Origin of the sequence: Paremcibacter congregatus, from assembly GCF_006385135.1 — a bacterium.
Taxonomy (GTDB): Bacteria; Pseudomonadota; Alphaproteobacteria; order Sphingomonadales; family Emcibacteraceae; genus Paremcibacter; species Paremcibacter congregatus.
In genome coordinates, this window is the sequence record NZ_CP041025.1 from 3,466,252 (window position 1) to 3,478,635 (window position 12,384).

Below are 12,384 nucleotides of genomic sequence, written 5' to 3' on the forward strand. Positions count from 1 at the left end.
CCTCTTCACCGATCTTTTATATGGCATCTTATGATGATGCCTTCTTCCCCCTCTGCATGCGCGGTTCTTCTATCGGAACCGCTTGCCTGCCTCCCCTCAATTCTGACCTAACTGCCGCCAGAGATAGACATATTCCAGAGCGCGCATGGTGGCTTCCTGATCATAATTGGCGTTGCCCTTATGACCGCCCTCAATATTCTCATAATAATAGAACGGATGACCGTACGCCGCCATCTTGGCCGCCATTTTACGGGCATGTCCCGGGTGAACCCTGTCGTCCTTGGTCGAGGTAAAGAAATAGACGGTCGGGTAATCCATGTCTTTTTTCAGATTCTGAAGCGGCGAATATTTCTGGATAAAGTCCCAGTCATCGGTATCCGGATTGCCATATTCCGCCATCCAGCTCGCGCCGGCCAGCAGTTTGTTGTAGCGTTTCATATCAAGCAAAGGCACACCGCAAATCACCGCATTAAACAGGTCGGGCCGCTGGGTAAAGGAAACGCCCATCAGCAGGCCACCGTTGCTGCGGCCATCAATACCGTAATGTTCCGGGGAACTCAGACCGCTGTTCTGGACTTCTTCGGCGACGGCGAAGAAATCTTCATAGGCCCGCTGACGATTTTCCAGCAACGCCGCCTGATGCCAGCGTGGGCCGTATTCGCCGCCACCGCGGATATTGGCGATCACATATGCGCCGCCTTTTTCAAGCCACAACTTGCCCCGTAACCCGCTATAATGCGGCAAAATGGAAATTTCGAACCCGCCATAACCATACTGCAGAACCGGCGTTGATTTATCCAGTTTGGCACCGTCTTTATAGACGATAAAATAAGGAATTTTCGTGCCATCTTTACTGATGGCGAAACGTTTTTCCAGCTTCAGGTCTTTTGTATCGAACCGCGGCGGCAAAGACTGCAACTTGACTTCCTCGCCCGCGACAAAATTGACGAAATACAGACTTGGTGGTGTCAACAGACCATCCCGCGCCATCAACATGTCGTTGCTGCTGCCGCTGGCCGATTTGATGGAGAAGACATCTTCACCGCCAAAATCAATCTTGCGGCCCTGCCAGACACCTTTATCCAGAGAGAACTCCCGGATGCGGCTTGAGACATGCTCAAGCCCGACGGTATAAACCTTGTCTTTCGTGACCACGACATTCTCGATGGTGCCGGCAAGGCCCGGATCAAAAACCGGGGTAAGCGTGGCAATCTCGCCGCTGTCGCGGAAGGCCTGCAGGTCAAAGCTCACCAAACCGCCTTTATTATGGCCGCGCCAGTCTTCTTTCAGGATCACCAGAATCTGACCTTTGAACATGCCGGAAACGCCTATTTTCTTCGGCAGCGGCAGTTCCTGAAGTTGTCCGTTCCCGTCCACCAGATAATAGGTTGCATGGTAAAAATCATGGCCCCGCATGACAAAAACGGCCTTGCCTTCCGGCCGATCGAAACTGAACGGGAAGGAGAATGTTTCCTCATGCCCTGTTTCCAGCACTGTCGTCGCATCGGCCAGTGGCGTACCGCGTTTCCAGCGTTTCATGATCCGGGGATAACCGGAACTGTTCATGGCCGAAACACCCTGATCGTCAGGTCCCCAATCCGTGCCAATCAACAGGGTATCCTGATCTTCCCAGCCCAGGTTGGTTTTGGCCAATGGCACCTGAAAACCGCCATCAACAAACGCCTTGGCTGTCACGTCAAATTCACGATAGGTGGTCGCGTCGGTGCCGCCAGGGGACAGATCAATCAGACAACGGGTATAATCCGGGGCCAGACAACTGGCGCCTTTATAGACCCAGTTTTTATCTTCCGCTTTCGCCAGGGCATCCACATCCAGCAGCGTGTCCCATTCCGCCGCGCCGGCCTTGTAGCTTTCAACCGTCGCCCGACGCCAAATGCCGCGCACATGGGTCTTGTCGCGCCAGAAATTATACACATAGCCCCCGCGCAATGTGCCGGAGGTAATACGATCTGCTGCGGTGAGAATATCATAGGCCTGTTGTTTGAAACCGGAGAACATTGGGTCTTTGGTCAGTTTTGCCAGAGTGGCCGCATTCTGTGTGCGAACCCAGTCTAGCGCTTTTTCCCCCTCCACTTCTTCCAGCCACAGCAAAGACTGATCAATATCATTGCTTTCCACCTGTTCAGCGGTAACAGTAGATATGGATGTGCCGGAGAAGGTGACAACGGCGGCGGCAACAGCCCCCACCCAACGTAAAGAACCCATATTCACTTCCCATTTTGAAGAAATTATTTATTGCTTCCTCTTTGGCGCAAAACCCTATAGCCTGCGCCTGTAAACGCCAAGAAAATAGTATTTAATTGCCCAAAAAAGGCATATTATGCGTATAAACGGCTTTTTCTAAAACTAATCTGCTAAAATGCAGGCAATAAAAGGAATATAATGATATGAACTGGCTTCTTATTCTGATTATTATCGGGGTGGTCTTTACTGGCGGCGTTATGATTCTTGGCGTTGCAACCATGAGTCAGGGCGGCAACTTCAACAAAAAGCATGGCAACCGGATGATGCAGTTGCGGGTCGCGTCTCAGTTCGTCACCCTGGCCCTCGTCGTGCTGTATCTGTATCTCTATACCTAAAGGCGATCCGGATGGTTAAACTGACCAAAATCTATACCCGGGGCGGCGACAAGGGACAGACGTCATTGAGCGATGGTAGCCGCCAGCCGAAATACGCTCCGCGGATTGAGGCTTATGGCACCATTGACGAGGCCAACGCCGCCTACGGCCTTGCCCGCCTGCATACCACGGGCGAACATGACGTCATGCTGTCGCGGATTCAGAATGACCTGTTTGATGCCGGCGCCGATGTCTCGACCCCGGCCGGGTCTGTTGATCCCCAGTATGAACTGCGCATCATTGAGGCTCAGGTCACGCGTCTGGAAAATGAAATTGATCAGATGAATGCCGATCTCGCGCCACTGAACAGTTTTATTCTGCCCGGCGGCAGTCCGGCGGCGGCGGCGCTGCATCTGTGTCGCACCATTGTCCGACGCGCCGAACGGTTACTGGTTCAGACAGCCGAAACCGAAGACATCAACCCGGTGGTGATCCGTTATCTCAACCGTCTGTCTGATCACGCCTTTGTCATGGGCCGCGCCCTGAACAACAACGGCGCCGATGATGTCCTGTGGGTGCCCGGCGCAAATCGCTAGGTCGACGCCGGAACATTTATTTTATCAGGTCTGGTCCTCCTTCGGGGCCAGGCCTTTATTATATGCGAAAATTGCATAACCGAGATAATGCCTGCGTTATCTGAATAGCCCTTCCCCTGCCTAATGCCAAATACTTAACAGGTTAAATTATCTTAGCCATGACCCGTCATGCCAGAACAAAAAAATCATAACCTTATAGTGGAGGCTTTTATGCCAAATAAATATTCAGGACTTTCAGGGCGTTTTTTATGCAGTACATTACTGGCCTCTGCCCTTCTCACACCGGTGGCGGTTGCGCAGGACGCCCCCGCCGCCAACAGCACCAGCTGGTTACTGGAAGAGATTACCGTCACCGCCCGTAAACGGGAAGAGGGCCTGCAGAGCACGCCGATCGCCATTTCCGCCTTTTCCGGCAGTAGCCTGGAATACCGCGGTGTGACCAATGTGGGGGAAATCGCTCAATTCACCCCCAACCTGTCCTTCCAGAATAACCCGAGCTTTGGCGGGGCGAGCAATTCCGCCGCCATCTATATTCGCGGCGTCGGGCAAAAGGAATTTCTGCCCACCGTTGATCCGGGGGTTGGTCTTTATGTCGACGGGGTGTATATCGCCCGATCCGTTGGCGGCATTCTGGATCTGGTGGATGTGGAACGCATTGAAGTGTTGAAAGGCCCCCAGGGCACCCTGTTTGGCCGCAACACCATCGGCGGCGCCATCAGCATCACCACCCAGAAACCTCATGAAACCCTGGCCGGTAAAGTTTCCGCCACTTATGGCAGTGACGACCGCCTCGACCTGAAAGCAACCGTCAACCTGCCGCTGGCGGATAATTTCTTCGCCAAATTCTCCGGCGCCTATTTGTCCCAGGATGGTTATGTTCTGCGGGATGACGGGGTTGATCTCGGGGATGACGACACCCTGTCCGGGCGGGCGTCCTTCCTGCTTACCCCTTCCGAGGATCTGGAGATCAACTTCTCCTTCGAGGCCAGTCGTGATCGGGAAAATGGCCCGGCCCTGACCCTGATCGGCGTGAATTACGGCAACCCGGTAGACCCGGACACCCCGCCCATGGCGGTTATTCATAATGTCGGCGCCAATCTGGCGGCCGGCAATGGCCCCATTCCCTGCGCCCTGCCGAACGCCCCGTTGAACCTGGCGGTGCCGGGCTGTTATGATGACCGATATGTTTACGACGGAGAAAGCCGGTCTTCCGGCACGGCGCCCGCCTATTCCAACACCGATTTCTGGGCCGCCAACCTCAATATAGACTGGGCCTTCAGTGAGGATATTTCTGTGCGTTCGATTACCGCATACCGCAATCTCGATGCCACTTTCTCCCGCGACGGCGACCATTCACCGCACCGGGTGTCGCAGTTCCAGGACCTGCTGGAACAGGAACAATTCACCCAGGAAGTCCAGTTTCTCGGCACAGCTCTGGAGGATCAGCTCAACTGGATTGTCGGACTGTATTATTTTAAAGAAACCGGCAACAACGTGAATGAACTGGATTTCACCGTGTCGCGCTTCCGCAGTGGCGGGACCTATGACAATCAGAGCCTCGCGGCCTTCGCCCAAGGCACTTATGATGTGTCCGACCGGTTCCACATCACCGCCGGCATTCGCTATACCGACGAAAAGAAGAAATTCAAACCCGACCAGATCATTCATGAGAATTATTTTGCCGGGTCAATGCATCCACAGCTCGACGCCCCCTTCATGCAGGCCGGAGAGCGGGTGCTGCCTTTCCTGGAAAAAGAACTGACCTACGATAATTTCGATCCCTACCTCAATCTGTCCTATGACGTGTCCGATGACCTGATGGCCTATGCCAGCTATTCCGAGGGCTTTAAATCGGGTGGCTTTTCCCAGCGGGTGTTCCCGCCGATTGTCGCACCCTATACCGCCCCCGCCGGCACCCCGGATATCGACCTGATTCCGACCTTCCTGCCAGAATTCGTGCGGGTTTATGAGCTGGGCTTTAAATATTCCGGCATGGACGGCAAGCTGCGGCTCAATGGCGCAACCTTCTATACCGATTATTCCGATATGCAGGTCCAGACCTATACCGGCGTTGCCCCGATCACCAAAAATGCCGGGGCCGCAACCATCAAGGGGGCCGAACTGGAAATGCAGATGACACCGGCGGACGGCTGGTTTATCGAAGCCGGCATGGGCTATCTTGATGCGCAGTATGATGCGATCGACCCGGTCACCACCCTTATTTCAAAAGACAAGAAACTTGAACGGGTGTCCGACTGGACCTTCAGCGCCGCAATGTCCAAGGAAATTTCGTTGGGACAGAACGGCTCTCTGGTGCCCCGGATCGACTGGGCCTTCCGTTCACAATTTGAAAATGACGCCTTCAATACGGTCCAGATCCATCAGGGCGGTTATCACCTGCTGAACGCCAATCTGACCTGGGAAAATGCCGATGAAAATATGACTGTTGTTTTCGGGGTCAAGAACATCACCGATGAGAAATACCTCCATACCGGTATTATCGGCGATGCTTTCCAATCCTATGAAGGTCTCTATGACCGGGGGCGGCAGTGGTATCTGACCGCGCGTTATAGTTTCTAACCCTATCCTAACCCTGAACTCACAAGGGCTCCCTGTCGGGGGCCCTTTTTTTATGCCGGGTAGGACGTCAGATGACCCGTCTCATCGACAAAAACCGCCTTCAACAACGCGGGATATTTCCCCCAGATGTCGTCGCGCTTGTCCGGGGCCATAACATAAAGCGCCGTCGACAGCATATCGGCGGTCATCGTGTCCCGCGCAACAACAGATACCGATCCGTAATGAGTGGCGCTATGGCCGCTGCGCGGATCGAGCAGATGATGCAGGCGGCTCTGATCGGAAAAGGGACTGCCGTAACCGCCGGAAGTCGCCAGCGCCTGATCCCGGAGCGGCAACCGGGCAAGGACTTTACGGTCCCGCAGGGGCGAAGATATGCCCGCCGTCCAGGGGCGACCATCATCATGCTGGCCCATGGCGTAGGTTTCGCCCATATAGACCAGACAATTCTCAAAGCCCGCCGCCCGCAACAGCGCCACCACCCGGTCGGTGATATAGCCCTGCGCCACGCCATTGAGGGAAATGCCCATGCCGGGTTTTTGCAATTCGATGCGGCGCGAGCCCAGCGTGACCTTGTCACTGCCGACCAGCTCTAACGTCTGGCGGATATCAGCCTCCGACGGCCCGGCCGGATCGGCGTGGGCTGTCGCGAAATGATCGGCATAGAGCCGCCACAAAGGTTGAATGGTGATATCAAAGGCGCCACCGGAATTCTGCCAGCAGGCCTGACAGCGCGACATGACGTCCAGCAGTTCCAGTGGCGGGTTATCAAGAAAGCCCGTTTCGTTCAGGCGGCTGATCTGCGACTGCGGCCGGTAGAGGCTGAAAATCCCCTCAAGCCGGTCGATTTCCGTCCGACAGCGGCGAAAAACCGCTTCGGCCTGTGCCTCATCGGCGCCGTAAAGCTGGATCTGGGCTTTCGCCCCCATGGCCGCCCCCTGCCAATAACGCAACGGCGTTCCCCCCTGCGCCCACGACACGCCCGGCAACATCCCGACGCCGATCGCGGCGGCGCTGATGGAGATAAACCGCCGTCTATTCACCGGAATTGCTCCCATATTCGCCGCTATCCCCGAGCAGATAATCCGTCGGGATATCATTGAAGGCCACCACCCGTCCGCCATGCTCGACCGTGAAGGCTTCGGCTTTCCGCGGATCGCCGAAAGGAATGGTTTCCCGGGCCCCCATGCCGCCGCGCCTATTGCTGTCGATCACATAATAAGCGGCGCTGGCCTTCATCCAGATGCCATCGTCATTCGGACGATCCCAACTATCGGCTCGTCCCATGTCATGCACATAGATCGCTAGAACATGCTGCGCCTCCCCCGGCAGAATATTATAAGCCAGCGCATCGCGCACCGAGGTAAACCAGATCGCCCGATCGCGGTTCTTTTCAAAGACCTGCGCTTTCGGGCCCGGATGATCAATGACGATCATATTACAGTAAAAGCCTTCCGCCTCCCGGGTCAGCGCCACCGGGTCCGGGGCGACAATCTCTTCCTGACAGGCGGTCAGAACCAGAACACTGAGGATAAGAGCGTAAATTTTCATAACTGCCTCCGGTTAAAAATGGCACAAGCAGTGGTCAGTGGCACCACCACCCACAGCCCCATAATCAGCACTAGATGACTGTCCGCCACCCGATGATCAGCGCTGAGGCCCGCCATGCCCGACAGCAGCGCCGTATCCTGACTGCCGGTCAGATTAAACATGCGGTAGCTGTCGGTCGGATTGGCCAGCATCAGTCCCTTGACCAGCCCGCCACTGAGCGCGCCGTCGCCATCCGCCGCCAACAGAGCCAGCAGGCCCATGTCATAAAGCAAAACGAACAGCAGCCAGACCCCAATCGCCAGCGCCGCCGCCATGCCGCGTTCCCTGACCCAGGCGCTGATCATATAGCCCACGGCGAGGAAAATCGCGCCGAGCAGCACCGAGGACAGCAGCAAGCGGCTAAAGCTGCCCCATTGTTGTTCGGCAAAACCCGTCTCGCTGGTCAGGGCAATGGTCAGTCCGGCAACGCCATAACCGATCAGGATCGCCAACGACAACAGAAAACCATGTCCAAGGAATTTGCCAATAATCACCTGGGTCCGGCGCACCGGATGCACCAGCAGCAGGGTCAGGGTGCCGCGCTCGGCTTCCCCCACCACGCTGTCATAGGCGAGCAGCAGGGCGATCAAGGGTATGAAGAAAATGCTCAAAGACGACAGGCTGACCACCGTCACCGCCAGCGGATTGACGCTGGTGCTGCCGGTGGGCGCACTGCCGAGCAGGCTCAGGGTCAGGGCAAGTCCGGTCATCACCAGGGTGATCATCACCACCCAGCGATTGCGAAATCCGTCGCGGGCTTCTTTCGCCAGCAGGGTCCATATCTTATCCATGACTTTTCTCCCCGCCCGCACCTCTGCTATAGGCCATAAATACCTCTTCCAGGCTCGGATCATGGACCACAATATCGCTGAGTTCCAGATTGAGATCGACCAGTTCCCGCAGGAATTCGACTTTCTGATCCGGCGCACAGGGCAGGATGGCGGTGCCGTTAATAAAATGATCCGGGCTATACACCCCGTCAAAATGTTGCGCCAGTTTCGCCATTACATCGGGTGCGGCGCGGAGGGTGACGTCGGAGGCAAGACCGATATTGCGGCGCAGATCCGCAATCCTGCCGAGCGCCACCAGATCACCCCGGCTCAAGATGGCCACCCGGTCAATGCGCGCATCCAGTTCGGTCAGCGCATGAGAAGAAATCAGCACCGTCGCGCCGTCCCGCTTGGCCGCATTGATGATGCCATACACATTCTGCCGCGAAACAGGATCAAGCCCCGAGGTCGGTTCGTCCAGAATCAGCAGTTTCGGCGATCCGATCAGGGCCTGGGCCAGACCAAGCCGTTGCCGCATGCCCTTGGAATAGGTCGAGATGCGTTGATCGGCAGCGGCGAACAGATCCACTTTATGGAAAAGGTCATCCAGACTGTCGAGCGGCGCGCCCTTGAGGCGGGCATAAAAGCTCAGGGTCTCTCGCCCGGTCATATTATTCTGGAAAAGCACCTGTTCCGGCAGGAAGCCGATATCCTTACGTAAGGCATGGAATCCCGGCGCCTGCGGGTCAAGCCCCATGACAGAAATCTCGCCACTGCTGGGCTGCACCAGGCCAAGCACCATCTTGATCAGGGTGCTTTTACCTGCGCCGTTATGGCCGACAAGCGCCAGACATTCGCCGGGCGCCACCGCGAGATCCACTGCCTTGACCGCCGGTGTCGTGCCGTAGATCTTGGCCACCCCCGTCAATTTTATATTTGGTCCTGTTGTCATCATTTGCCCTGTAAGTTGTTTTTTTCTATGAATTGCGGCGGCACATCCATCAGCGGCGCACTATCGACCACCCCGCCCGGATGCAGCGCCGGAAAGGCCGACTGGGCCCATTTCAGCAATTGCACCGCCGGACTGTTGACCAGCAGTTTGGCCTCCGGATAGCGCCACAGAATCTGGTCGGTCAGATCATTGGGCCGGTAAACCGTATCGGCGATACCATTCCCGTCGAGATCAAAGGCGCTGTTGTCGCTCCAGTAGTTGCCCCGGCCTTCTGTCGACCATTCGAGCCAACGGGTGCCAACATATTTCACCTGGGTCCGGTTGTCGACAAAGGCATTCCCGGTGATGTCATTGTCTTCCGATCCGGCGGTGAACTGCACCCCGATATCGCAACCGGACAGCAGATTGTCCTGAATGATATTCTTGTTGGAATTATAGATAAAGATACATTTTTCCGGCCCCGGCGCCCCGTCCACGCCGTCAACCCGGTTGCCAATGACCTTGGTATGGTTGGCGTAATTAAACAATATGCCGCGTTCTTCATCACCAAAAGACTGATTGTCGATCATCGCCACATGGGTGGAAAACATGATCGCATAACCAATATCGTTATGGCGCGAGATGTTGCCCTCTACCGTGCTGTTGTTGGTATACATATAATGCACCGCAAAGCGCACCTCATGAATAATATTATCGCGGAAGATATTCTTCTTGCTGGTGGTGACAAAAATGCCGTCGCGGCCATACTGAATATCGTTGCCCACGACCATCGCCCCCGGTGCGTTCCAGATTTGCACCCCGTTGCCGCGTTCATTCACCCGCAGATCCTGACGCCCGCGAATGACATTGGTCCGTACGACGGAATCCTTCGCGCCCCAAACATAGACGCCGATCAGATTATCAATCAGCTGATTATTCTCGACCACCGCCCCGGTGGCTTCCTTGGACAGGAATATCCCGGAATCCTGGGTTTCCAGCAGCAGTCCCGATCCGGTGATGTGCAGACCCGACAGGGTTACATCCGGCGCCTTCACCGTTATGACATTGCCCGTCCCCGTTCCCTGAATGATCACGTCCCCACCGCCGACAAGCGCCAGCGGCTTTTCAATCAGAAACGCCCCTTCATATCGCCCCGACGCCAGCAACAGCCGATCACCGGACATCGCCCGATCAATGGCCTGCTGCAGGTTATCGGTCACCGTAATATCTTTTGCCCATACGCCCCCCCCCAAGCCCGCATAAATACCGGTCACCAGGCAGTAAGCAAAAAACAGCCGCAGGGCGGCGCAGGAAACCCGCGCCGCCCCCAGATTAGATATGATGTTCAGTGATCTCATGATCCCTTGACCTTATGCAGGTTCCACCAGCATCCGGCCACGCATTTCCATATGCAATGCATGACAGAACCACTGACAATAGAACCAGTGAACCCCTGGTGCATCAGCTTTAAAAGTGACCGATGCGGAGCCCTGTGGCGGAACCTCCATGGCGACACCATAATTCGACAGGGTAAAGCCGTGGGTCAGATCATCGATATCATCAATATTGGTAATGATGATGGTGACTTCGTCGCCTTGCTTGACCGTGAATTTCTCCAATGAGAAACTTGGCGCCTGGGAATACATATAGACCCGGACCTTGTTGCCGTCGCGCACAATACCATCGGCTTCATCCAGACTTTCGAAGCCATCCTTTTTGCACTGCTCCGCCAGATCGGCAAAATACGGATCATCATAGCCGTAAGAATTCTTCGGATTGACGAGAGAACGATGCACCATGATACAGTCATGGGGCTCGGCAAAGGTCGGGCCGTCATGCACCAGTTTCATCTTGTCGCCGGAAATATCGATCAACTGATCATTTTCCGGTTTCAGCGGGCCGACATTGATATAACGGTCCTTGGAGAATTTATTCAGCGAGATCAGCCATTTACCATCCGCATCCTTGGTTTCGCCCATGGTGGTATGGTTATGACCCGGTTGGTAATGCACATCCAGTTTCTGTATGATCGGATCAACATCCTTGCCGCCATATTGTTGTATCGCTTTTTCGATATCCCATTTACAGACCTGACTGTCGAGGAACAGGGTGGTATAGGCATTGCCCCGGTTATCAAAGGCGGTATGAAGCGGGCCAAGACCCAGTTTCGGTTCCGCAACGATGGCATCACGTGGCTTGATTTTATCGCTGAACACATCCGGCAGTTTACGCACATCCATGACAGACACGGTGGGCGACAGCTTGCCGTTGATCATTACATGCTTGCCATCCGGACAGGTATTGATGCCATGCGGGCTGTTGGATACCGGGATATAGCGGGTATATTTAGACCCTTTACGTCCGTCAAGCACCGGTACGCCGCCGTCATAGACCTTGAAGTCCCCGGCCTTGACGCCGGCTTCGATGGCCTTGATGTCGAAGACCACGACCCAATCCTGCTCACTGGAAGTCATTTCCGCCAGGGTCACGCCTTCTTCAGAATTGTAACAGGTGGAGAAGGCATATTTACCCTGATAATCCGCATCAGTGTTATCCAGATTGCCATCAACTATCACCTGCCATTTGACTTCCATATCGTCGCCGTCAATGGCGCTGAAAACCGCGTGATACTTGCTGGGGTCATCCAGTACAGACCCGTCATTGGGCAACGGTACCCGATGTTCACCATTGGCAAAGATATAGCCGGTGCGCGGATATTTCTGCGGCCGCAGACCATGAATATCGGCGGCATTCGGGATGGAAATAATCTTGTCCACCTTCATGATATCACAACGGATACGGGCAACACGGGTGTTGGCCTTGTCATTGATAAACACATAGCGACCATCATAGGCACCATCGGTGAAGGACATATGAGGGTGATGGGTATCGCCGTTGGTGGGAATACCGCCCTTGTCCGCCCAGAAAGCGGTTTCCTGCGGCAGCATATTTTCCGTCAGAATCTTGCGGCTTTCATTGGTCTGCCCCCAGCCGGTGGCGCTACAACGGTTAAAGACCGGAATGCGCATAAGTTCACGCATTGACGGGACGCCTAGAATCCGCACTTCGCCGGACTGGCCGCCGCTCCAGAAGCCATAATATTCATCCAGATCTCCTGGATGGACTTCATTGTTGGCTTTGGCGTGCGCCGCCTGAGGCAACATGGATCCCACACCGACCATGCCGATGCCGGCCGCCAGCGCCGATCCGCCAAGAACGGACCGCCGGGAAAATCCGGTTTTTTTGCTTTCTTCAGTCATAACTTTCTCCTGTTTTAAATTATCCCCTGGGGTCGGCTTCCTACGACCAGCCCCTGAGTTCTCTTCGTAGCAATAGCGAGC

The 12,384-nt window shown here is 55.3% G+C and carries 10 protein-coding genes; 3 read left to right on the top strand and 7 right to left on the bottom strand.

The window, feature by feature from the left end; genetic code table 11:
* Nucleotides 1-96: 96 nt before the first annotated feature.
* On the bottom strand, nt 97-2,226 hold the full coding sequence (locus tag FIV45_RS15340) for a prolyl oligopeptidase family serine peptidase (RefSeq protein WP_099473157.1): 2,130 nt from the start codon (nt 2,224-2,226) through the stop codon (nt 97-99).
* 182 nt (nt 2,227-2,408) lie between these two features.
* Between FIV45_RS15340 and FIV45_RS15345 the strand changes: the two genes are divergently transcribed.
* The 3 genes from FIV45_RS15345 to FIV45_RS15355 all read left to right on the top strand — a co-directional run bounded on the left by FIV45_RS15345 (nt 2,409) and on the right by FIV45_RS15355 (nt 5,755).
* The gene (locus FIV45_RS15345; RefSeq protein WP_099473159.1) at nt 2,409-2,600 is read left to right on the top strand and encodes an HIG1 domain-containing protein; all 192 of its coding nucleotides are present in this window, start codon (nt 2,409-2,411) and stop codon (nt 2,598-2,600) included.
* A gap of 11 nt (nt 2,601-2,611) precedes the next feature.
* The gene (locus FIV45_RS15350; protein ID WP_099473161.1) at nt 2,612-3,175 is read left to right on the top strand and encodes a cob(I)yrinic acid a,c-diamide adenosyltransferase; all 564 of its coding nucleotides are present in this window, start codon (nt 2,612-2,614) and stop codon (nt 3,173-3,175) included.
* A 210-nt stretch (nt 3,176-3,385) separates the two neighbouring features.
* Nucleotides 3,386-5,755: a TonB-dependent receptor gene (locus tag FIV45_RS15355; RefSeq protein WP_099473764.1), complete on the top strand. Its 2,370-nt coding sequence runs from the start codon at nt 3,386-3,388 to the stop codon at nt 5,753-5,755.
* Nucleotides 5,756-5,805: 50 nt separating this feature from the next.
* On the opposite strand, the gene FIV45_RS15360 is transcribed toward FIV45_RS15355, so the two are convergent.
* Genes FIV45_RS15360 through nosZ form a run of 6 tightly spaced genes read right to left on the bottom strand, consistent with a single transcriptional unit; the run spans nt 5,806 to nt 12,303 of the window.
* Complete coding sequence (locus FIV45_RS15360; RefSeq protein ID WP_181040092.1) at nt 5,806-6,795, bottom strand: FAD:protein FMN transferase; 990 nt, start codon at nt 6,793-6,795, stop codon at nt 5,806-5,808.
* Nucleotides 6,788-7,303 (bottom strand): nitrous oxide reductase accessory protein NosL, encoded by a 516-nt coding sequence (locus FIV45_RS15365; protein ID WP_099473164.1) that lies wholly within the window; start codon nt 7,301-7,303, stop codon nt 6,788-6,790. Before FIV45_RS15365 ends, FIV45_RS15360 begins: the two co-directional genes overlap by 8 nt.
* Nucleotides 7,300-8,133, bottom strand: coding sequence for an ABC transporter permease (locus FIV45_RS15370; RefSeq protein WP_099473166.1), 834 nt, complete (start codon nt 8,131-8,133; stop codon nt 7,300-7,302). Before FIV45_RS15370 ends, FIV45_RS15365 begins: the two co-directional genes overlap by 4 nt.
* On the bottom strand, nt 8,126-9,064 hold the full coding sequence (locus tag FIV45_RS15375; RefSeq protein WP_099473168.1) for an ABC transporter ATP-binding protein: 939 nt from the start codon (nt 9,062-9,064) through the stop codon (nt 8,126-8,128). Before FIV45_RS15375 ends, FIV45_RS15370 begins: the two co-directional genes overlap by 8 nt.
* Nucleotides 9,064-10,401, bottom strand: a complete 1,338-nt coding sequence (locus FIV45_RS15380) for a nitrous oxide reductase family maturation protein NosD (protein WP_099473170.1) — start codon at nt 10,399-10,401, stop codon at nt 9,064-9,066. Before FIV45_RS15380 ends, FIV45_RS15375 begins: the two co-directional genes overlap by 1 nt.
* A 12-nt stretch (nt 10,402-10,413) precedes the next feature.
* Nucleotides 10,414-12,303 (bottom strand): TAT-dependent nitrous-oxide reductase, encoded by a 1,890-nt coding sequence (gene nosZ / locus FIV45_RS15385; protein ID WP_099473172.1) that lies wholly within the window; start codon nt 12,301-12,303, stop codon nt 10,414-10,416.
* Nucleotides 12,304-12,384: the final 81 nt, after the last annotated feature.

Bases quoted from the DNA above. Each gene is read 5' to 3' on its own strand.
- FIV45_RS15340 (WP_099473157.1), bottom strand. From the start codon at position 2,226: ATGGGTTCTTTACGTTGGGTGGGGGCTGTTGCCGCCGCCGTTGTCACC.
- FIV45_RS15345 (WP_099473159.1), top strand. From the start codon at position 2,409: ATGAACTGGCTTCTTATTCTGATTATTATCGGGGTGGTCTTTACTGGC.
- FIV45_RS15350 (WP_099473161.1), top strand. From the start codon at position 2,612: ATGGTTAAACTGACCAAAATCTATACCCGGGGCGGCGACAAGGGACAG.
- FIV45_RS15355 (WP_099473764.1), top strand. From the start codon at position 3,386: ATGCCAAATAAATATTCAGGACTTTCAGGGCGTTTTTTATGCAGTACA.
- FIV45_RS15365 (WP_099473164.1), bottom strand. From the start codon at position 7,303: ATGAAAATTTACGCTCTTATCCTCAGTGTTCTGGTTCTGACCGCCTGT.
- FIV45_RS15370 (WP_099473166.1), bottom strand. From the start codon at position 8,133: ATGGATAAGATATGGACCCTGCTGGCGAAAGAAGCCCGCGACGGATTT.
- FIV45_RS15375 (WP_099473168.1), bottom strand. From the start codon at position 9,064: ATGACAACAGGACCAAATATAAAATTGACGGGGGTGGCCAAGATCTAC.
- FIV45_RS15380 (WP_099473170.1), bottom strand. From the start codon at position 10,401: ATGAGATCACTGAACATCATATCTAATCTGGGGGCGGCGCGGGTTTCC.
- nosZ (WP_099473172.1), bottom strand. From the start codon at position 12,303: ATGACTGAAGAAAGCAAAAAAACCGGATTTTCCCGGCGGTCCGTTCTT.